A 20,642-nucleotide genomic window follows, 5' to 3' on the forward strand; every position below is an offset into this window, starting at 1 on the left:
CTTATCCCTTAAGATTTCTTTTTAATTTCTTTTTCAGTTCCTTTTCCACGAAATCCGGCACAAACCTGGATACATCTGCGCCTAAAGATGCTGCTTCTTTCAACAGTTTAGAGGAAAGATAGCTGTAGGATTCATGAGGCATGAGGAAGATTGTTTCTACATCTGAAGCAAGTTTCCTATTTGTCAAAGCCATCTGGAATTCATATTCAAAATCCGAAATCATGCGAAGCCCGCGGATTAACACTTTGGCTTTCTTTTTACGGGCGAAATCTACAACTAAGCCGTCAAAATCAGTAATCTCAATCCCCGGCAAATCAACTGTTGCCTCCTTAAGCAATTTTACTCTTTCCTTAACGCTAAAAAGAGGTTTTTTATGGGGATTATGGGCAACTGCCACAATGACTTCCGAGAATATCTCTTGTGCTCTCTTAATAAGATCAATATGTCCGTAGGTAATCGGATCAAATGTCCCCGGATAAATAGCTTTTTGGCACATTAATTAACTATCCTTTAAGCTTTTCTATAGAAAGATAACACAGTATCGCCGTAAACAGCCTCTTTTATTAAAACCAGCTCTCCGTCTTCCTTGGGAAGCTGGTCTTTTTTAAAATGCTGAGCGACTATAAAACCATTGGGCGCTAATATATCACAAGGGCCTAACATTTGCAAGGTTTTTTTTGCCAAGCCCTCATAATAAGGAGGATCAAAGAAAATAATATCAAATTGGCGTTTTTCCTTGCGCAGGATTTCTATTGTTTTCTGGGTATCCATAGGATACAAGTCGCAATTTTGGAGCTTAAGGCTAAGTATATTCCTTTTTATAGAACGCAGGCTTTCTTTGTTAAATTCAACCAAAGTAACATGTTTGGCCCCTCTTGAAGCCGCTTCAAAGCCTACCGCACCAGTACCTGCGAAAAGCTCCAGGAAAGTCAGCCCTTCCATATCCCCTAAAATATCAAATATGGCTTTCCTCACCTTATTCTGAGTCGGCCTTATGCCTTTTGGCATATGGATAACCATGTTTCTATATTTACCTGTAATTATTCTCATACCCTTATCCTGCTGCCATCAGTTTCTCATATTCAGGAAACCTGTGCAGCAATTTTTCCTTTAATAACGCATTTTGATGCATATTAAGCGAAGGATCCAATTCTACAAGCTTCAACGCTTCTTCTCTTGCCTGTTTTAAAAGCTGCATCTGTATTAAAGGATTCCCTATTTTTAGCTCGCTTAAGCCCGATTGCCTTGCGCCAAAAAATTCCCCCGGGCCTCTTATTTTTAAATCTTCCTCGGCAATACGAAAGCCATCGCTAAATTTTACCATTGCTTCCATCCGCGCTTTCGCGTCATCATTTTGCGCCTCAGAAATGAGTATGCAAAAAGATTCAAACTTATCCCTGCCTACGCGGCCACGCAATTGATGCAATTGGCTTAAGCCAAACCTTTCTGCTGATTCAATAATCATACACGTTGCTTTCGGAATATCAATACCTACTTCTAAAACAGTAGTTGAAACCAGAAGATCCAATTTGCCATCCTTAAATTTCTGCATAATATCATCTTGCTCTTTTTGTTTCAACCTGCCGTGGATTAAACCTAATTTAAAATCCTTAAACTCTGTTTTTCTTAATTCATCATACATCTTCTTTGCACCGGCAATATCCAACATAAAAGATTCCTCAATCGTCGGATAAATAATATACGCCTGCATCCCCTTCTTTAACTCTTCTCTTGCAATTTCATACCCTGATTTTTTATTTTGCGGGGTAAAATGCATTGTTTTAATCGGGACGCGGCCCGGAGGCAATTCATTTATAACAGAAATATCTAAATCTCCGTAAATTGTAATAGCAAGAGTCCTTGGAATTGGAGTTGCGGTCATAATCAGGACATCCGGACTTACGCCTTTTTTCGGAAGCAGAGCTCGCTGGCCCACACCAAACTTATGCTGTTCATCAATGACAACCAAACCTAAGTTCTTAAAGACAATGTCCTCTTCTAGTAATGCGTGCGTACCGACAACTAAATCAATCTTGCCATCTTTGATTCTTTTGCAAATGTTTTCTTTTTCCTGTTTTGTAAGGCTCCCCGTAAGTAAGCCGATTCTTATTTTCCCCTCGTAAGATAAAAAATTTGCATAATGCTGGCGCGCCAAGATTTCAGTTGGCACCATAAAAGCTGCCTGGTAACCGCCTTGAATCGCGGCAATACTGGCGATACCGGCAACTACAGTCTTACCCGAACCAACATCTCCCTGCAGTAAACGTTGCATAGGGACAGCCCTTTGCATATCGGATTTTATTTCTTCAATAACTTTTTCCTGAGATAAAGTTAATTTAAATGGCATACTTGCGATAAAATCATTTACTAATTTCCCTTCCACAATATGAGCTATCCCTTTTTTTTCTTTTTTCTCGCGTTTGCGCATTGCAAGCGGGACCTGGAATAAAAAGAATTCTTCAAATGCCAATCTATCATAGGCAAGTTTTTGCATATCAAACGACTCAGGGAAATGAATATTAAGAAGGCTTTTGGCAAGATTAAGAAGGTTATGTTTGGAGCGCATATCATAAGGCAAGAAATCCTGGATAGACACAAGATATTCGTCAATAGCCTGTTTAATAACTTTACGAAGGACCCTTTGCGACAAGCCTTCCAGCAAAGAATAAACAGGGACAATTCTTCCCGTATTAAGGCTGGAATCGGTTTCTTCAGAAATTATCTCAAACTCCGGAGAACTCATCTGCAATCTTACGCCGTAACGTTCTACTTTCCCATAAAGAATCAAATTTACTCCCGGCTTGAAATAATTCCTAAGATAAGGTTGATTAAACCAAACACAATTTATCTTACCCGTCTCATCCCCTACCACTATCTCAGTTATACTAAAGCCTCTTCTCCTGAATGACCTGCGTTCTCCTCCCACGATAACCTGCGCTTTAATCGCTTGAACTTGGCCTTCCTGAAGTTTTGATATTTTAGAAAGGTTTGACCTGTCTTCATAACGATAAGGGAAATAATAAAGAAGGTCTTCAACAGTAAAGACCCCCTTAGAGGCGAATGCCGCTGCTCTTTTAGGGCCAATGCCTTTTAAATATCTAACAGGAGTATTTATTTTTTTTATCATAATGCTACAGAGAACCTAAAGAGTGACTTTTGGTTTCTCTGAACCTTGCTCAGAAGGAAGTGGAAAATCAGATTTTTCTTTTTTGGGGACAGCAGGCTTTGTTTTGCCGGGCAGAACTTCAATTTCAAATGATTCTGTTGAATAAGTCTTACCGTGAACAACTATACTTGAAGGGAGTATTTTAATTTTTCCAGTAGCAGTGGGGACCAGGATAACTGTAATCGCTATAAAGGTGTGGACTTCTTTCGCATAAGACATGGTAGTTGATTGCGCGGAAGAAACAATTTCAAATCCTTCTAATTTAGGCAGAGTAAGCGGCGGGAGCTTTTTTTCCGAAGAAACAATTGAAATCTTATAAGTAAGCAGCTCATCTGTAGTCAGGCTTCTTTTATCAACTTCGGCCTTAATTGAAGTCTCGGCAAAAGCCGGCAGGACCAAAACAAATATAAAAACAGGTATTAAAATAAACTTAGGAATCATATTTTATATTTATCATAATCTCTTTTTTTGTCAATACCAGAGTGCATCTTGAATTTCAGAAAAAAATATGGCATACTTAATTAAGGTTGAACAACAAGGAGGTTCTCGGATAGCGAAAGCTAAAGAGGCCTATCACCTACAAGAAACCCCCAGTATTTTCGGGGGATTTTTTGTTGAGCACAATAATGCACCAAAGGTGCATTATTGTGCGAAATCCCGAGTGGCTATATTCTAAACTTGTTGCCACGAGGGATAAACTATCCAGCACACTCCCTAATAATCTCCTCCATCTCCTGCTTTGTCTTCGCCCGGGAGGATTTCTCTCTTAGAGGCCGGACATGACGGAAACCTTTTGTATACCAGGCAAAGAATTTACGAAAGATCACAACCCCGCTTCTTTCTCCATAATAATCTATACAAGAATTAAGATGCTTTAAGATAATCCTGACAACTTCATCAGAAGGCGGCCGTTTAATTATCTCTCCATTCTTCAAGAAGCTTTTTATCTCTTTAAAAATCCAAGGATTCCCTAAGGCTCCCCTTGCTACGGCAATCCCGTCGCAGCCGGTTTCATCAATCATTTTCTTTGCTAATTGCGCAGACAAAATATCCCCGCTTGCAATAAGCGGAATTTTTATAGCCTTCTTTACCGCGGCTATTACTTTATAATCAACACTACCGCTGTAACCTTGCAGTTTTGTTCTCCCATGAATAAATAACCCGTCAATTCCCGCATCTTCTGCTAAACGCGCAACTTCAGAAGCATTAATTGAATCCTTATCCCAGCCCGCGCGGATTTTTAAAGTTACCGGCACACTTGAATTATCAACTACTAACTTCAGCAGCTTCTGCAACTTTTTTGGTTCTTTTAAAAGGCTCGCCCCTTCTCCCCTTCGTGTTACTTTCTTCGCAGGGCATGCGGCATTGAAATCAAGGATGTTAAATTTATATTCCTTTAAAACATCCAGCGCTTTTAAGATATAATTTGCTTCACAGCCTAAAAGCTGAATTCCAAGCGGCTTATCTTTAAGGTTAGAAGTAAGCATCATACGCGTTCTTTTGCTTTTATGACTGATGGAACGCGCATTAATCATCTCTACAAACGCTAATTCACATCCAAATTCACGGTTAAGGATGCGAAAAGGCAGATCGCTGATTCCTGCCATAGGAGCAAGGATTAAATTTGATTTTAATTTTAATTTACCAATTTTTAGCATAGTAGCTCCAAAACCAATTCTAATATATTTTCAGGAATTTAGCAGAATTTTTAGAGGATAAATTCTGGATTCTTTATTAGCGGGTTGTTTTTTATCTGGTCAGCGATAGCCGAGCTTAATCCGGGTTTGCCCAATTTGTAGTACATATAATTTTTGTATCCTTCCACTCCCGGCTGGTCAAAGGCATTTACTTCCAAAAGTTCACCTTCAAAAGCAACTGCCATTTCAAAAAAGAATAGAAGCGCACCCCAAGTATAGGCCGAAACCTCTGATAAAACAATCGTACAGCTTGGTCGAGCCTGTTGCTTAAGAGCCCATTCAGTGGCTTCCTGTGCCAACTTAATCAAATCAGAATAACTTTTACCCGACAAAAGATCGTTTTTTGCAGTAACTTTACAATCACTCTTAAATTTCTCTACCCTGATAAAAGTTGTTACCTTGTCATTCTGGCCTTCAATATTATTTTGCTGGATAGAATGTAAATCGTTTGTGCCGCGCGCAGGGATTGGGGTCCTGCCTACGTTAAGAATACGCTCTTTATCATTAACCCACGCCTCGTCTCCATTATTTAAAACCTCAATTTTTCTGGCGTATTTTTTCCCTAAACTTTCAGCTAAAAGCTGGACATACCAATCCGCAGTAGATTTTAAAGTCTCGGAAAAAGGCATTAATACCGCAATAGGCTTACCTTTATTTCGATAAAGTATAAAATGTAAAACTGCATAAAGATAGGCGGGGTTTTTTAATATATCCGGATTGCTGCATCTTACTGCCATATCCTTAATGCCCTTAAAAACTTCTTCTATATTAACCCCGATAATCGCGAGGTGCAAAAGCCCCATATTAAATTCGGAGAATCTGCCGCCAACACCTTTTAATAAAGGAAAACTTTTAAAACTTAAACTATCCCTGCCCTGCTCTTCGTTAACTCTACTGCGCAAAGTTCCACTCTCAGGATCGGTGATAGCAATTATCTGCCTGCCGTAATTCTTCCCAACGCCCTTCTTTAACCAATTATCCACAATCATGAATGCAGCCTTCGTCTCAGTAGTCTCTCCTGATTTTGAAATCACAATTACAAAAGTTTTCTTAGGATTCAAATTCTTAAGTAAAGCGCTTAATGTATCGGGATCAAGATTATTGCCCTCAAAATAAACTTTAGGATTACCTTTTCTTAAAGAAGAGAATTCATTGTAGTATGGAGGGCAGAGAGCATCCTGCGCCGCCTTTAAACCTAAATATGAACCCCCGATCCCTAAAGAAATCACATTATCGTATTTCTTTGATATTTCTTTCCCAAGCTTTTGGATTTCTTTGATTTTATTTTTATCCTGATTAGCCAAGTTGGCCCATTCTAACCCAAGCTTTATCCTAAGAGAAGGACTGCTTAAAATCTTTTTCAGATGCTCGTCGGCACAATGCACAGAAGGCATCAATTGATCAATATCAGATTGTTCAACTCCATGGGTTTTCCCAACATTTGAACTAAACATATTATTAAAATCAAACTTGATATCTTTCATCAGAAGATTCTCCTTAAAATATTTTTAAAAGATTAAGCCCGGTTTTTGGATCAATATCCTTTGAAGCCTTAACGCCTTTTAACTCAAAGACTATTGCCTCAATTACTAAAAAAACTTTTGATTTACCCCTGACGCATCCAGTAAGAACCGCGTTCTTCTTGCCCATACTGCCATGGATATGTATCTGCGGGCCGGAAGAATTGCTGAAAATCGTCCCTATCCCCATTACCTCCCAGCCATCTTTAAAAAAAACTTTATTTGGCTCAGGCGGAATTACCGGTTTTTTAGGCCCTGTCACAAGGTCGCCTTTTTTAAGCGCCCCGATAAAAACCATAGCAGCTGACTTTACGCGCTCTTTTTTAATAAATCCAGAGAGCTTTTCAATCAGGATATCATCATCTTCAAACTTTAAAACAAAAATCCTTCCAATTGTTCCTTTTGTATATTTCATATCAAACCCTACTTATGATTTTAACTGTTGTATGCACTCCGTCCTGCCAAGGCCATAGCATAGCGAAGACTTCTTTCTTTTCTTCTTCCAGAAAATAAAGCGTCTGACCGGGCATAATCCCGCCGTAAGATTTGATTGCTTCTTCCAGCTGAAAACTTAGCCTTTTACCAGAAGGCCAGACTGGCTTACCGAAAACATTCTCCAGCCTTTTTACAAGTTTTTCCAATTCATCCTTGATAATTACAGCCTCAAAATGATTATCGCAATCAAGGCGTTTTGAGTCAAAAGTTACGGCTTTTAATTCATCCCTTAATTTATCAAGTTCCATATCTATTCCTTTCCTTGTGTTGAAACCGAATATTTTCCCTTAGAATCAATATCAACAATTACCTCTCCGTCTTCATCGGTTCGATAAATCTTAATTCCTCTTTTCTTTAACAAATTAATCGTTTCGCTGCTAGGCGCTTTCTCAATCCTATTAGTCGGGCCAACGCTGATAATTGCTATTTCCGGAGAAACTATTTTTAAGAATGCTTTACTTGTCGCATTTTTATAGCCATGATGCCCGACCTTTAAAACCGCAGATTTCAAATCTGATTTTTCTTTTAATAATTGCTCCTCACTCTGACTGCCTAAATCGCTTGTTAACAAAATTCCAACTCCGCAAGCCTTAAGCTTTAACACAAGAGAATTATCATTAAAAGAACTGCCTTGCGCCTCTTGAGGCCAAAGCACATCCAAAGTTATCCCCCCAAGCTTAAGCTGGTCACCCTTCTTAAGCACCAGGTAATTTTTCTTTGAACGCACGAGCATACCATATGATTCCTGGGTATAATCATCATTATCCAAAACCTGCCCATTATCAAAAATCTTTTCAATATCAATTTGAGGTAAAACAAAAAATGCTCCACCGAAATGATCCGGATGAGGATGGGTAACTATGAGATATTTTAAACTAACAATTTTATTTTTCTTAAGATAATCAACAACTCTGTACCCGCTAAGGAATCCTCCGGTGTCAATTAAGGCATTTTCATTACCCGATTGGATTAAAACCGCCTCTCCTTTTCCGGTGTTGATAAAATGCAGTTTTGAACAATTAGCGGCAAAACAAATATTTGCAAGGAATAAAAATACCGTAGTTATAAAAACTAACCTTATGCTTTTCATCTTAATATATATAAAATAACTCCAAAAATTCCGCTGATTAAATCCGCAAAAACATCTCTTATATCTCCGACGCGCCAAGGAATAAATCTTTGGAAGATTTCATCAAGAGATCCAACCAACAATATGAATACCGCCGCGAATATTATCGCCCGAATAGGCTTGTTAGCCTTTTGAAAATCTTTTATCGCAAGATAACCTATTAAGCCATACTGCAAGAGATGCGTTCTTTCCTCAAAAATATCAAAACCCTGCCAATACATAACCGCTAAAATAATTACCAATAAATTAACTGCAATCTTTAAAAAACCGCTTTTCTTCTTAATTAAATTAAAAAATAGGTAAAAAATAGCCACTAAACCAACCGAGGCGAAAAACATCCTCATATTGTTAACGCCGAACACCTTATCAAAGAACTCCAAAACCTGCCTCATGAAAAAAGCAGACAGGATTGTAAAAATACTAAAGCCTATTGTGAATTTAGATAATTTCAACATCTATGCAATTACAAAATCAATCTCTGGATTTCCATTTCCAGATCTGCGGCTTTTCCCCTGCATGGAGATCCTGCCCGAAGGATTCTTCTTTCTTTTGCTCACTTTCATAAGTGTGCCCCATAAACGGGTCAGATTGGTTATACGCATCAGCATTAAACTTTACATCTGTTGAAGGGCCGCTTGAGCTTGAAACAGTTGGGGCAACAGGCTCTTCACCCTTAAAACTTTCACTCATATAAGGATCATAAGCCGGGCTGGTATCAATACTAAATTGCTGCGAACCGGAAACTTCTCCGTTAGTAGTATAAACCTCCTTGCCGTCTTCAGCCCTATTAACAACTTCCTGCGCAAACGAAAACTCTACGGGAAGAATTCCCAAAAATAAAGCCAGTGAAATTATTACTTGCTTCATTTAGCCATTCCTTGCAGGATTATTTCATATATATCCAATACCGAAGCATTCTCTATATGCATAAAATGCCCGACGCCTTTTATAATCCTGATTTCGCAATCCGGGATTTGTGTCGCAAGAAACTTAACATCATCCAAATCAATAATAGTATCTTTTTCTCCGCTTAAAAGGATTGTCCTAGCTTTAATCTTTTTTAAATCAACCATATCACTTAACTTTTTTGAAGAAATCACAAACAGCCCATGTTCACAGAACGCGCGCAGATTCTCTTCTTTCATCTTTCGGAATTGATTAACAATTTTCTGTTTAAAATCCAAAGGCAGATTTTCTCCAAAGGCTTTTATCAATACCTGCGCCATTGTATCGCGGTCATGCGTTTCCAAAGCATGCCCCTTCATAATAGTTTCTACCATTTTCTTATTCGGTTTTGTTCCGAGGCTAGCCAAAACCATCTTCTTGATTCTATCCGGATATTTTGCGGCAAAAGCAACTGCCACTACTCCGCCCCATGAGGCTGTACACATAATTGCATTTTCATTCATATTGGTTTTTTCTAAGACTGCTAAGAGTATTTGCACTTGCTCATCAAGGGTTACATGAGGCAAGCCGGAAAGAATTTCCGCTTTTCCCTGTCCCGGAAAATCAAAAAGCACAATTCTGTATTTAGAAGAAAAGCGCGAGATGAAAGACTGCCACATAGCCATTGACTGCTGGACACCGTTAATACATATAATCTGCGGGCCATTATTCTCATAAATCCTATAAGGGATAATAAATCTCCCTACTTTTAATGTATCTTTTAAGCTGGAGCATAAGGTTTTCATTTTTTTATAGAAGCCTCTTCTTTTGAATCAACAGGGACTATTACACCGAGCTTACGCTTATCAATCAAAGAAACCAAATCAATAGCAATATCCCTGCTTAAATCAACACAAGCGGAACTTAAGGCTTGAACCAAACCCATATAATTATTTGGGCTAACCGGATGGCGGAATTCCGATCTTTTTGTAAACACCTTCTCTTTATTACGCAAATCAATAACCGACCATTGAACAGTAAAAATTAATTCCTTTTCCGGGTCGGCTTCAATATTAATAACATCAACCATAACCTGGTAATCCGCAGAGATGGCCGTATTGCAAGGGAACATTTCTAAGGTTATATTTGGCACTAAGACCATAAGGTCTTCCCTTATTATGCGCGCAAGTCCGGAATCCAAAGCCTCCCCCCAACGGTCAAACTGAGAAAAATGAAGCATCCTTTCCTTATCAAAGGTTACAATCTGCGGACGGTTCAAATATTCGGGGATCTTAACCGGGCCTAAGCCGATAATCAAATCCGGAGAGATATCAATTTTCTCTTTTACCTGTTCTTTATCTACGGGCTTAAGCATATAGAACCGCGGGTTTGGGCTGTCCGGGATAGACATACAACCTGCTAAAAATACGGCTAATAAACCAAATAATAAGGCCTTCTTCATTTTCTATCTCCTTTATTAATAGGTTTTCCTTTTAAGAGTGCTTCGGGATGCTGCTCAAGATATTCAACAAAGAAATGAATAGAACGCATCGCCTCTGTTATTTCTCTAAGCGTTTTATCTAACCCGATCAAACCCTCTGAATTTACCAATCTATTCATTCCAGCAACTGTCTGCTCAAGTTGTTTTGATATTTCTTTAATAGGGATCTCATTCATAATCTCAAAAATATCTTTTGATATAGGGAGTACCGGAAGCTCAGGATGTTTATTTACAAAATCATGTAACTTTGCAGGCCTATCCGGATAATAGTCAAACGCAATCATCAATTGGCCCGTGATAAAACTCTGGATTTCCAGTTTGCCGCGTATACCACGCTCAATTATTCTTTTATAATTTGGATAGCCAATTTTATCAGGTAAACCTTCCACGCGAGCTAACTCCACATCTATAACTACCGGGATTATCACCTCTTTATTTACCGGATTATAAACCAAGCTTATATCCGAAACATTACCGATTTTAACACCCCTAAATATTACCGGAGCTCCCACGGAAAGGCCTTTTATTGAGCCATCAAAGTATAAAACATATTTATCTGCCCGCTTAAATAACGCCCCCGATCCAAAAATAACTATCGCGGTTATTAATAAAACTATAGCCACAATCACAAACACACCAATCAATACTTTGTTTGATTTTCTAATCATTGTCCGGCTCCTCGCGTCTTACCTCTTGTTAAAAATTGAATGACCCTTGGGTCTTTAGAATTATTTAATAAATCCTTTGGAGCGCCTTGCGCAATCGCAGTCTTACTCTCCGCGTCAAGGAATACAGAATTATTCCCCACAGCAAAAATACTGGCAAGTTCATGGGTGACCACTACAAACGTTGCCCCTAGAACATCCCTTAATTGTATAATTAAATCATCAAGCATGCGGGCACTGATTGGGTCAAGCCCGGCAGAAGGTTCATCAAAAAAGATTATATCCGGGTCAAGCGCTATCGCCCGGGCAAGGCCAGCCCGTTTACGCATCCCTCCGCTAATCTCCGCGGGATAATAATTTTCATACCCGCCAAGCCCTACTAAAGAAAGTTTAAATGACACCAATTCCTGAATTTGTGAAACTGATAGCTTGGAATATAATTCCAAAGGAAGCGCTACATTTTCTCCAAGAGTTAAAGAACTCCACAGAGCGCCCCCCTGATACAAAACCCCAAACCTGCGCATTAATCTTTGCTGTTCTGTTTCAGATTCCTCCCAAAAACTTTTTCCTTCATATAAAACAGTGCCTTTTTCCGGTTCCTTAAGCCCAATAAGAGCTTTAAGCAGCGTACTCTTTCCGCAGCCGCTTCCTCCCATGACAACAAAAATATCGCCTTTATTAATGTTAAAATTTAAACCGCGCATCACAACATAATCATCATAAGATAAATCAAGGTTGCGTATTTCAATGACAGGAAGCAAAGCTTTTTCCATCAACTAAACCCCCAAGATCTGGCAGACAAATGTGATGATTGCAGTGGCAATTACAATACAGGTAATCGCGGTAACTACTGCTGAAGTTGTCGCTTCACCAACAGCGGCGGAACTCCTCTGGCATTTCATCCCGCGCAGGCATCCTGAAACCGCAATAATGATACCGAAAACAAAACCATGGACAAGCCCAATCCAGACATAGTTCATTTTTATTGCTCTTTGTGTATGCTGCAAATATTCAACCGGATTAAGCCCAAGAAAAAACGTACTTATCGTATAGCCGCCAATAATACCCAAAAGGTCAGCATAGATAGTTAAAAGCGGAAGCATGATAACCAAAGCCATAACACGAGGCATTACTAAATATTCAACCGGGTTAATCCCTAAAGTTTTTAGAGCGTCTATCTCTTCATTTGTCTGCATAATGCCTAACTCGGCAGCAAAAGAAGCACCAGTCCGGCCTGACATAAGCACGCCGGTCATAACCGCCCCCATTACGCGCACCATTCCAATACCTACGATATCCGCGATATAAATCTGCGCGCCAAACAATTTAAGCTGGATTGCTCCGATAAAGGCAAGAATTACACCGACCAAGAAACTAATCAAAGAAACCAATAATAATGCATCAATTCCGCATTTCTGCACTATAGGGAAAAAATCAGTTTTACGAAAATATGCTTTTCCTAGGATAAGCCTGCCAAAAGCAACAGCTATTTCTCCTAAAAAATCCAACAGAGAACTGATACTTTCAATAACTTTGATTGTCCTGTCGCCCACCCTTGCCAGGAAAGGCTCTTTTACTTCTTCAGCGATTTCTTTTTCTTCAATCGTTAAAGCAAGCGTTAGTAGTTTCTTTACCCCCTGAGGCAGGCCTTCAAGATTAACATTTATATTCTTCTTTTCGCAATTCCTGGCCAAGTGCAATAAAAACGAAATAATACCGCTATCCCATTCTTTTAATTGCAGAGCCTCAAAATTAACCTGAGCAATATCAGGATGTTCAGCGAAGAATGAAATTACCTTATCTTCTCCGGGAAGCCCAGAAGAGATTCTCCAATCGCCGCTTAATTTTATAAGAAGATTTTTTGAATCAGAGTATTCTAGCTCAATTTTTTCTGGAAACATGGAGCCTTAATCCTTTTTTAAACCTTGCACGCGCATTTTTTACGCTTAAGATTTTTTAATTGGTCCTTAACAGAATCTACAAATTGATTTTGCCTCAAACTTCCGCAAGCCAAACTTTTATTAAGATTGCTATAATGCCTATAGCCCCTCCTGGATAATTCTTCCATCAAAAGCTTATGCCTTGCGTATAAAGCTTTAAGCCTACCCTCCCATCTTAAGACTTCTGGATGACGGGAATATCCTTTTTTTCTTTTAGTAAGTATAGACCAGATTGCATGCAGCTCCCTATGCTCGCCTAACAAATGGTTCCGGCATAACCTGCTTGGGGCTATATCCCATATCCGCATCGGAAATAAAAATTTAGCTTCTTTCTTTTTGTTTTTCTCTTAGCCTCAGGGATTCCTCTTTATTAATAACACCAAAAAATCTTAGGATTTTGATATCGTTCCAAGTTAAAGGCTGGCCCTGAACCCATTCTTTGAATTCTTTAACCTGCTCAACGGGCTCCCCATTATTTTGTTTCTCAATATTCGCTGCTTCAACGCTGGCTTTATATCCATTATATTGCTTTGAGTATTTTGCTTTAAGATCGGCATATCCGGCAGAAGAAGCGACAAAAGACACACAACCCGAAAAAACCAAAACAGAAGAAATTAATAAAATAATAGTTAAGTTTCTCACAATAATCCCCCTTGCTAAAAAACATTATAACTCTAAACATGAAAAATCCCAAGCGCTATTCTTAGAAGCGCTTGGGATTTCAAAAACAAATATCTTTTTAAACTATTTCTTTTTCGCGAGCAGAAAATACAAAACCATACCGATAAAAGGCAGTATGAGTATCAAAATAATCCACAAAGCCTTTTTCGCTGTATCTTTCGTGCTTTTCAGAAGATCAACAATCGCAATGATGTCAAGGACAAGGATGATTAAAGCAAGTAATCCACCCATATTCCCCTCCCTCCGGGCATATGCCCGTTTTTGTTTAATTACGATTTCTTATTCTTCCCTGCTTCTTTCCTATCTTCAACCTCGCAACGAAGCTGCTTGCTTATAATCCTTTCCGTTTCCGCCCTTGTCTCGGCATTCCTAAGAAGCTCTTCTTGTAATTTCAGGCGCCTGGAGGTTTCTTTTTTTAACTCGCTCCACCTGCGCAAGGAGAAAATGCCAAAGCATATACTTAAAGTCAAAAGAAGGACGATAATCTCATCAATAGACTGAGCCAAAGAAGGATTTTTCTGGAATAATTCTACAAGGAATAAAAACAAATTGAAGAAAAAAGAAAGGATGAACAAAACAATTACGATAATAACAATGACGATTAAATCTTTGAGCGAATTTGAAAACTTAATCTTTTTACCAGCCATTATCAATTTCCTTTACCATACTTTCATTATACAACCCAAAACAAAAATCTCAATTTCTATCTTCAGAAAAAAAAGGGGACGGTTCTATTTTTAACAATAAAACGCCCCTATTTTTACATCGATCTCCTTATTTTTTTACTGCATCCGAAAGGCTGTCAATAAATTTACTTAGCCTAAATAACACAAATGCTAAAACCAAGAGCACAACCAATTGCCCTATCCCTGAAAGAATATTTAAAACCGTAGTCGCACCATCCATGCTTATCCCTCCTTTTTTTTAATAATTTTCAGTAACTTTACAATTAAAAAAAGCATATAGGCTATCAATAACAATAAAATAATTGCTAATCCAACAATAATGATAAAACCAAACATGCTCACAATCAACTCCTTTATTATTTTTTTAACATCGTATAGAAATACAAATCAGTTTTAGGGACAAAGAATTTCTCAAGCAGCTTAAAACCGTAATGCTCGTAAATAGAAACATTTTTCTCGCTCTGCGTTTCCAGATAACAAGGCAACCTCTCTTGCTCAATTCTCGCTAACATTGGCTTGATTAACTTTCCGGCAAAACCCTTACCCTGAAAATCCGGATCTACCCCGATAAAAGCAAGATACCAATGGCGAAAAGGCGCATTTTGCTCATGCTTATCTTCAATAAAATTATATATTGGCTGCACCTGTTCAATTATTTCTTTTCCTAATTTAGCCATCAATCCTTCTGAGCCTACTTTCGCCATTAGTTCAGGAGTCATCTTGGCATATTCAGAAGGAAGCCACGCAGCAACTCCTTCTATACTAGGAGATGGAGCGTAAGCTTCGCCAAATAAAATTACATACCTCAGAAAAAATTCAAAAAAAGCCAAAGCCATATCATCTCTTTTTTTCTCATCCGTATATAAATAAACTTTAAGCGGCTCATTATGGAATGCCCGCATATACACTCTTGCTGCAGCAGGTATATGTTTTTCTTCAATGCGTAAAAGGCTGTTTAAATCATCCATTTATTGCCTTGCAGTATTTTTCCCAATACCATCGGGGAAACATAATAGTGAAAATAAATAAAGCGACTAATATCGGTATCCAGGCAAACATATCAATCTGGCCTACTGTTTTTAAATCTTTTACATTCATCAATACCAAAATAAGCGCATATAATAGATAGGTGACTCCCCACACAAAAGTAACAATGCGCCAAGCTTTTGAGTAATATCTTGAGCACTTCACAGCTTCCGGTGCCTTTGAGCCAACCGCATCAGCAAACACTTCCATAATTGTACGCTTAAAGAAAAGAGAAACTAAGAAGATGAGCCCAAAGATAATCTCATCTAATGCCACCAAAATCAAATACAGCCGGGGGTCTCTTTCCGCAATTACAACGAGTATGCGGATTAAAATCAATACCAATGCCAAAATTGCGAAGATATTGACTTTACGAGTCTTTGTATAACCGATAAAGAAAACCACTAAACACCAAATAATAGCATATCCGCCCCACACAAAAGGCATTTTGCGGTTTAATCCGTAAAGAAAAATTACCTTGGGGATTAAAAACCCTAGTATTACATCTCTCCAGGGAAAATTTTCAATAAAGATTTGCCAAGTTGATTTCGCTTTTTCATTTTCCATTTGGCCATCCTTTTTAAATGTATTATACCCCCAAAACCAAAAACAAGCACCTTATGTTTTTATCCAGCGCAATCCTTTCAGATTATTATAGAATTTTTGTGAATATACTTAAGATCTCTTTTAGAAATTCAATATCATTCTGAATTAGGCCAATATTAATTATCCTATGCCTGCGCTACTCTATGCAAAATCTCGGAAATAAGAGTCTGATATTTAATCCCGGCTTTACGCGCCTTCTCCTTAAGATTATTTAAATCATATTTATTAATCCGAATATTTAGCACCGCGTCCTTTTTCTTACGCTCAAGCATTGCAATGATCGCATCACGCTCATGGCCGGTTATCGGAACAAATTCTTCAGCATGATCTTCATACCACTGTTCTTCTTTTGTCAGCTTAATTCTTTTCATTCGTCACCTCGTTTTATAAAGTTTTTTGTATTTCCGGCTCGGGTATATTGTTTTTAAGAAAATTCCTTTTCCCTCAAAAACAAATGGCACTATCCAAGTATAACTTTTACATTCAAACACTAAAACTCTTTGATTATTCCTACCCGGATTTTTTCCAGAGCCAAGTAAATTAGCTTGAATTATTTCTTCAAACGATATATGCCGAGTAAGTCTTAAACGGATATTTTTGAGCTTATTCCATCTTATTTCACCTGTTAGCATCTCGCCAGATTCTTTGTATATACAATTGTATATACTTTTAAGCGCCTTGTCAAGATCTTTCTTCATCATACCCTGCCTCCCTTTACTAACAATAGACGAAGAAAACATCAAAATCTAACATAATTTTTGTTAGATTTTACGGCTTTTTACGTCTATTGGTATAAGAGGATAAAATGAACAATCCTATAAACAACTGGCCCCAAGAAGACCAACCCAGAGAAAAACTGATAAAAAACGGCGAGCACACCTTAAGCAACTCCGAGCTTTTGGCAATTATTCTTAGGACAGGATCCAAAGGGCAAAGCGCAATCGACATCGCACGAAAGATTCTTGATAAATTTAAGAATTTCCGCAATATGAGCCATACCGATTTATCCCATTGGAAAGAATTTAAAGGTTTAGGCAGAGCGAAACTTGCTCAAATAAAAGCTTCTCTTGAAATCGGCAGAAGATTCCGCGAAGAAGAAACTAAAGACAACCGACAAAAAATAACTTCGGCTAAAGACGTAGCGAAAATCTTAACCCCAAGAATGAGAGATTTGAAAAAAGAGGTTTTTAAAATCCTGCTTCTTAATTCACAAAACCAAATTATAGATATCGTAGAAATTGAAAGTGGGTCTGTAAATCAGGCCTACCCGATAATCAGAGAAGTTTTCCAGAAAGCGCTTCAAGAATTCAGCGCCTTCATCATCTGTGCACATAATCATCCATCGGGTAACCCCCTGCCCAGCCCAGAAGATGAAAAATTCACCCAAGAAATGATACAGGCAGGAAAAATCCTCCAAATAGAAACACTTGATCATATAATTATCGGAGATAACTGTTATTTTAGTTTTTCGGAGAAAAAGAGGAGGATTATTTAATGAAGAAATCTAACTTCTTTTTATACAGTGCGGCGAGTTCTTTTAACTGGACAATGTCAACCCTGCGCTGGCCGATTTCAATCTTTGAGATATACGACTGGCTGCGGCCTAATTTCTTTGCAGCCTCTACTTGTTTTAAGCCGGCCTTTTTGCGGGCATCAATAAGCTTGCCAACAAGCAACTTATGAGTTTTTGTATAAATTGTTCCGCCCATACCTTGACACTTCCTTAAAAATATGATATGCTTTTTTTAGACATAGTCCAAAATGGAATATTGATTTTAGGAACCTAATCAGAAAGTCCAGGTGACTAAAATGGATAAGCAAATCAAGATTCTACTGGTTGATGACGATGAAGATATCAGAAATATCTTAAGTTTATTACTTCAAAAAAGAGGTTTTATTACCGAAAAAGCCAAAAACGGGATAGAAGGCTTGGAAAAAATCTCTGCGCTTAAACCGGATATTATAATCCTTGACACAATAATGCCTCAGATGGGCGGAATCCAGACATGTTACAAACTAAAGACCAGCCCCTTAACACAAGACATTCCGATTATATTTTTATCTGCTTATAAAGAAGCGGCAAATTTTATAGGTGAATTACCGGGAGCAACGATTGAATTCATGGATAAGCCTTGCAGCTTTGAATCGTTGATTACCAGGATACAGACCCTAACTCACAATTAAATCATCCCCGCCAGCCACGGAAGAAACAAGATTTAATCACCACTTAAGCACAGAGACTTTTCCTTCTATATCAATATTCGTATCAATATTACTAGCAGCACTTGCGCCTTGAGCCTGTTTAACCTTCTGGCTTTTTTTATTACTGCTGGCATTAGAGCTGGCCTTACTACTGCCTGAGTTCTGAGTATTTACCGGAGCGCTGACATTGCTTGAAGCACTATAACTAAGCTGGCTTGAAGCGCAACCAAACAAAAGAACACATAATAAAACAATTAGCTTTTTCATAAACATTCCCTAAAACCTGAAATGCACAAATATCCTGCCGAAATTTTTATCGTCTTTTTCAATGCGGCGGTAAAGCTTCTTTATCTGCGGCTGCTCCAAGAAACGCAAAACTCCCTTCTTCAGCTGCCCACTCCCTTTCCCGGGAATAATTTCCACAAGCTCAATTGCCCTACGAAGGGCACACTTGCGCAATTCCGATAAGCGCAAGGTGCGCCCTGCTATCACTAAAAATATCATGTAAGTCTAATTTAATCTTAGCCATAAAATTATTATATCGCCTTAAACTTAAATACTCAATAAACAAATTAGAATGTTGGAAGGCGGGCCCACCTAACAACATTCGCAGAAATCATGACAGGCTTTAACTAAAGCCTTCAATGATTCTGTTTTGGAAGCATCCTTTGCTTTTATATCAACCTGAACGCCATTTTGTGTTTCTTTTACTTTGCATTCAAGCTGCTCGCAAATAGACTTCATATCCTTTCCGCAACAGCTAAACATAGCATATCACCTCCTTTCATTCTATAGTTCGAAGATACTCGAACAATAAAGACAAAAAAATTTTACTTTAAGAAATCTTTAATAAGATTAACCGTATCCATATTGACCTTACAGCGGTACATCTGCCCATCTCTTTCGCAGCTGATCAACCCTGCGTTTTGAAGCTCCTTAAAATGATGGGATATCGTTGACCGTGACAGATTCATGCAATCACACACTTTGGTAAAAGCCCTTTCAACAGGGCAACAGATTGATTCCTTCACCGGAAATACAGCTCCCTCTTTTGATCCTTTTGAAGCATGCTCATATATCATCATAAAAATCTTGAGCCTCTGCTCGTTCGATAGAGCCTTAAATATCTTTGAATAGTTCGATTGTTTCATAACAATGAATATAACCTTTTATCAGCAATCTGTCAAGAATTTATTTTAGTACTTATAATCATTACCATAACCTTTATTTACTAAAAATCTTCCCCTTAAGCCATAGGTCGCGCAAAATATAGCCGGTAACAATAAGCATAACTCCCAGCATTAAAGAACTTAAGGCAGAGCCTAATGTAGACCAGACATGGCTAAAGAAAAGCGTATAAGAATCAATGATTAAAAAGGTTAATCCGTAATTAAAAAACATCTTATCTTCTTTTACCGCTCCATAAAACAAAGATGTTAAACAAGCTGCCATAAAAAGAATATTTGCCATCCATAATTCATGAGTCATTGGCGAAATAAAATAATTCTCTTTAAAAGTAAATCCCCATATAGACATAATCCACAAAGAAATAAAAGCAAAGAGAATCCCCGTCCATTCATACGTCCTGCCGAACATAAATAGAAAACTGTCTTCCCTGAAACGGGATTTTTCTACATGAAAGAGCCCTACAAATAATAAAAGAATACCTACAAGAAGCTGAATCGCAGGAAATTGCACGCCAATTACATAACAAGCGGTAAAATATGTGGTAAATAGCCCGACTGCATGCGCAAGGAAAGCTATCCCGAAAAGAAGCGCGATCTGGTCTTCCATAAAATACGCAATCATCATAAAGAAAATTATCCCCAAGAAAGAAAACAATGGAAATATGGCTGCCTTACCTAAATATAGATAAGGATCTTTCGGGTAAGTTGCGTAATTAAACAACTGCAATCCCCAAGAAGCTAAAATATAGCCTAAAGTAAACGAAGTTGTGCCAAGGCGAAGTTCCTTTTCCTGAAAATATCCTAATTGCGTTGTCCTTAAATCAGATTTTTTTCTTAATACCATTCCCAGCCATTGGAATACACCCCATCCCAAGAAACAGCCAAGGCCTCCTAAGATTTCCCCATAATGTTGCGGAGACAATGATTTAACAAGTTTAATAATAGGGCTTACTAAATTATATAAAAACTCTCCAATAACAACAAAAATCTCAATATTGATTAATCTTAAAGTAGCAACAACTCCAACAAACAACCAAAAGGCTCCAATAACAAAAAGAATCTTAATTAGTTTTAAAAATTGCCTGTGGCGCTCAATCTTCATATAATCGGAGATCTTTACCACCTGATCTTCGTTAATTAACCCTGACTGCTGCCACTTCCGCAGATAACGCATCAACCGCCCCATGCGCATATAGCCTCCTTTAATTAATTTATTATACCATTCCCACATAAATAACAAACAAAAAAGGCATTCA

32 protein-coding genes and 1 pseudogene are annotated in these 20,642 nt (G+C 38.2%); 2 read left to right on the top strand and 31 right to left on the bottom strand.

All coding sequences use genetic code 11. From position 1 onward, the window contains the following. Position 1 precedes the first annotated feature (1 nt). The 25 genes from coaD to PHO70_06735 form a co-directional block, all read right to left on the bottom strand. Positions 2–496, bottom strand: a complete 495-nt coding sequence (coaD, locus tag PHO70_06615; GenBank protein ID MDD5432637.1) for a pantetheine-phosphate adenylyltransferase — start codon at positions 494–496, stop codon at positions 2–4. Between the two features lie 14 nt (positions 497–510). Next, the gene (gene rsmD / locus PHO70_06620) at positions 511–1,050 is read right to left on the bottom strand and encodes a 16S rRNA (guanine(966)-N(2))-methyltransferase RsmD (GenBank protein MDD5432638.1); all 540 of its coding nucleotides are present in this window, start codon (positions 1,048–1,050) and stop codon (positions 511–513) included. Between the two features lie 4 nt (positions 1,051–1,054). Beyond that, entirely contained in the window at positions 1,055–3,127 is a 2,073-nt protein-coding gene (gene recG, locus PHO70_06625; GenBank protein ID MDD5432639.1) for an ATP-dependent DNA helicase RecG, read from the bottom strand. A 15-nt stretch (positions 3,128–3,142) separates the two neighbouring features. Then, complete coding sequence (locus PHO70_06630) at positions 3,143–3,607, bottom strand: BatD family protein (protein MDD5432640.1); 465 nt, start codon at positions 3,605–3,607, stop codon at positions 3,143–3,145. A gap of 257 nt (positions 3,608–3,864) precedes the next feature. Beyond that, positions 3,865–4,824 carry a tRNA dihydrouridine synthase DusB gene (gene dusB, locus PHO70_06635; GenBank protein MDD5432641.1) on the bottom strand — a complete coding sequence of 320 codons (960 nt, stop codon included), beginning with the start codon at positions 4,822–4,824 and terminating at the stop codon, positions 3,865–3,867. 50 nt (positions 4,825–4,874) lie between these two features. Continuing rightward, entirely contained in the window at positions 4,875–6,347 is a 1,473-nt protein-coding gene (locus PHO70_06640) for a hypothetical protein (protein ID MDD5432642.1), read from the bottom strand. 13 nt (positions 6,348–6,360) lie between these two features. After that, positions 6,361–6,798 carry a DUF296 domain-containing protein gene (locus tag PHO70_06645; GenBank protein MDD5432643.1) on the bottom strand — a complete coding sequence of 146 codons (438 nt, stop codon included), beginning with the start codon at positions 6,796–6,798 and terminating at the stop codon, positions 6,361–6,363. Position 6,799: 1 nt separating this feature from the next. Beyond that, positions 6,800–7,126 (bottom strand): hypothetical protein, encoded by a 327-nt coding sequence (locus PHO70_06650; GenBank protein ID MDD5432644.1) that lies wholly within the window; start codon positions 7,124–7,126, stop codon positions 6,800–6,802. Positions 7,127–7,128: 2 nt separating this feature from the next. After that, on the bottom strand, positions 7,129–7,968 hold the full coding sequence (locus PHO70_06655; GenBank protein ID MDD5432645.1) for an MBL fold metallo-hydrolase: 840 nt from the start codon (positions 7,966–7,968) through the stop codon (positions 7,129–7,131). Further along, a complete protein-coding gene (locus PHO70_06660; GenBank protein MDD5432646.1) occupies positions 7,965–8,462 on the bottom strand; it encodes a VanZ family protein in 498 nt (165 codons plus the stop codon). Before PHO70_06660 ends, PHO70_06655 begins: the two co-directional genes overlap by 4 nt. Before the next feature lie 16 nt (positions 8,463–8,478). Continuing rightward, on the bottom strand, positions 8,479–8,874 hold the full coding sequence (locus PHO70_06665) for a hypothetical protein (protein ID MDD5432647.1): 396 nt from the start codon (positions 8,872–8,874) through the stop codon (positions 8,479–8,481). Next, on the bottom strand, positions 8,871–9,698 hold the full coding sequence (locus tag PHO70_06670) for an alpha/beta hydrolase (GenBank protein ID MDD5432648.1): 828 nt from the start codon (positions 9,696–9,698) through the stop codon (positions 8,871–8,873). The genes PHO70_06665 and PHO70_06670 overlap by 4 nt, the downstream gene beginning before the upstream one ends. Continuing rightward, on the bottom strand, positions 9,695–10,354 hold the full coding sequence (locus tag PHO70_06675; GenBank protein ID MDD5432649.1) for a PqiC family protein: 660 nt from the start codon (positions 10,352–10,354) through the stop codon (positions 9,695–9,697). Before PHO70_06675 ends, PHO70_06670 begins: the two co-directional genes overlap by 4 nt. After that, entirely contained in the window at positions 10,351–11,061 is a 711-nt protein-coding gene (locus PHO70_06680; protein MDD5432650.1) for an MlaD family protein, read from the bottom strand. The genes PHO70_06675 and PHO70_06680 overlap by 4 nt, the downstream gene beginning before the upstream one ends. Beyond that, positions 11,058–11,831: an ATP-binding cassette domain-containing protein gene (locus PHO70_06685; GenBank protein ID MDD5432651.1), complete on the bottom strand. Its 774-nt coding sequence runs from the start codon at positions 11,829–11,831 to the stop codon at positions 11,058–11,060. The genes PHO70_06680 and PHO70_06685 overlap by 4 nt, the downstream gene beginning before the upstream one ends. A gap of 3 nt (positions 11,832–11,834) precedes the next feature. Next, positions 11,835–12,959, bottom strand: a complete 1,125-nt coding sequence (locus PHO70_06690; GenBank protein MDD5432652.1) for an ABC transporter permease — start codon at positions 12,957–12,959, stop codon at positions 11,835–11,837. Between the two features lie 17 nt (positions 12,960–12,976). Further along, positions 12,977–13,306 carry a pyrimidine dimer DNA glycosylase/endonuclease V gene (locus PHO70_06695; protein MDD5432653.1) on the bottom strand — a complete coding sequence of 110 codons (330 nt, stop codon included), beginning with the start codon at positions 13,304–13,306 and terminating at the stop codon, positions 12,977–12,979. 13 nt (positions 13,307–13,319) lie between these two features. Next, complete coding sequence (locus PHO70_06700; protein MDD5432654.1) at positions 13,320–13,640, bottom strand: hypothetical protein; 321 nt, start codon at positions 13,638–13,640, stop codon at positions 13,320–13,322. 102 nt (positions 13,641–13,742) lie between these two features. Next, positions 13,743–13,910 (bottom strand): PLDc N-terminal domain-containing protein, encoded by a 168-nt coding sequence (locus PHO70_06705; protein ID MDD5432655.1) that lies wholly within the window; start codon positions 13,908–13,910, stop codon positions 13,743–13,745. Positions 13,911–13,948: 38 nt separating this feature from the next. Then, positions 13,949–14,326, bottom strand: a complete 378-nt coding sequence (locus PHO70_06710; protein MDD5432656.1) for a hypothetical protein — start codon at positions 14,324–14,326, stop codon at positions 13,949–13,951. A gap of 127 nt (positions 14,327–14,453) precedes the next feature. Then, a complete protein-coding gene (locus PHO70_06715; protein ID MDD5432657.1) occupies positions 14,454–14,585 on the bottom strand; it encodes a hypothetical protein in 132 nt (43 codons plus the stop codon). Positions 14,586–14,721: 136 nt separating this feature from the next. Continuing rightward, the gene (locus PHO70_06720; GenBank protein ID MDD5432658.1) at positions 14,722–15,333 is read right to left on the bottom strand and encodes a GNAT family N-acetyltransferase; all 612 of its coding nucleotides are present in this window, start codon (positions 15,331–15,333) and stop codon (positions 14,722–14,724) included. Next, the gene (locus tag PHO70_06725) at positions 15,326–15,958 is read right to left on the bottom strand and encodes a hypothetical protein (GenBank protein MDD5432659.1); all 633 of its coding nucleotides are present in this window, start codon (positions 15,956–15,958) and stop codon (positions 15,326–15,328) included. Before PHO70_06725 ends, PHO70_06720 begins: the two co-directional genes overlap by 8 nt. 164 nt (positions 15,959–16,122) lie before the next feature. After that, positions 16,123–16,368: a CopG family antitoxin gene (locus PHO70_06730; GenBank protein MDD5432660.1), complete on the bottom strand. Its 246-nt coding sequence runs from the start codon at positions 16,366–16,368 to the stop codon at positions 16,123–16,125. Positions 16,369–16,371: 3 nt separating this feature from the next. Further along, a complete protein-coding gene (locus PHO70_06735) occupies positions 16,372–16,698 on the bottom strand; it encodes a toxin (GenBank protein MDD5432661.1) in 327 nt (108 codons plus the stop codon). Between the two features lie 104 nt (positions 16,699–16,802). On the opposite strand from PHO70_06735, the gene radC reads away from it, so the two are divergent. Then, complete coding sequence (gene radC / locus PHO70_06740; protein ID MDD5432662.1) at positions 16,803–17,492, top strand: DNA repair protein RadC; 690 nt, start codon at positions 16,803–16,805, stop codon at positions 17,490–17,492. Here radC and PHO70_06745 read toward each other — a convergent pair. Further along, on the bottom strand, positions 17,485–17,706 hold the full coding sequence (locus PHO70_06745) for a helix-turn-helix transcriptional regulator (GenBank protein ID MDD5432663.1): 222 nt from the start codon (positions 17,704–17,706) through the stop codon (positions 17,485–17,487). The genes radC and PHO70_06745 overlap by 8 nt on opposite strands. A 100-nt stretch (positions 17,707–17,806) precedes the next feature. Here PHO70_06745 and PHO70_06750 point away from each other — a divergent pair, with 100 nt between their 5' ends. Next, entirely contained in the window at positions 17,807–18,181 is a 375-nt protein-coding gene (locus PHO70_06750) for a response regulator (protein ID MDD5432664.1), read from the top strand. A 36-nt stretch (positions 18,182–18,217) separates the two neighbouring features. On the opposite strand, the gene PHO70_06755 is transcribed toward PHO70_06750, so the two are convergent. The 5 genes and pseudogenes from PHO70_06755 to PHO70_06775 form a co-directional block, all read right to left on the bottom strand. After that, a complete protein-coding gene (locus PHO70_06755) occupies positions 18,218–18,466 on the bottom strand; it encodes a hypothetical protein (GenBank protein ID MDD5432665.1) in 249 nt (82 codons plus the stop codon). 9 nt (positions 18,467–18,475) lie between these two features. Continuing rightward, positions 18,476–18,728, bottom strand: a pseudogene (locus tag PHO70_06760) (Smr/MutS family protein). Positions 18,729–18,796: 68 nt separating this feature from the next. Beyond that, the gene (locus PHO70_06765) at positions 18,797–18,967 is read right to left on the bottom strand and encodes a hypothetical protein (protein MDD5432666.1); all 171 of its coding nucleotides are present in this window, start codon (positions 18,965–18,967) and stop codon (positions 18,797–18,799) included. A gap of 62 nt (positions 18,968–19,029) precedes the next feature. Next, positions 19,030–19,350: a metalloregulator ArsR/SmtB family transcription factor gene (locus PHO70_06770; protein ID MDD5432667.1), complete on the bottom strand. Its 321-nt coding sequence runs from the start codon at positions 19,348–19,350 to the stop codon at positions 19,030–19,032. A gap of 73 nt (positions 19,351–19,423) precedes the next feature. After that, a complete protein-coding gene (locus PHO70_06775) occupies positions 19,424–20,617 on the bottom strand; it encodes a hypothetical protein (GenBank protein MDD5432668.1) in 1,194 nt (397 codons plus the stop codon). Between the last annotated feature and the right edge of the window lie 25 nt (positions 20,618–20,642).

The organism is Candidatus Omnitrophota bacterium (genome assembly GCA_028715415.1).
Lineage (GTDB): Bacteria > Omnitrophota > Gorgyraeia > Gygaellales > Profunditerraquicolaceae > JAQURX01.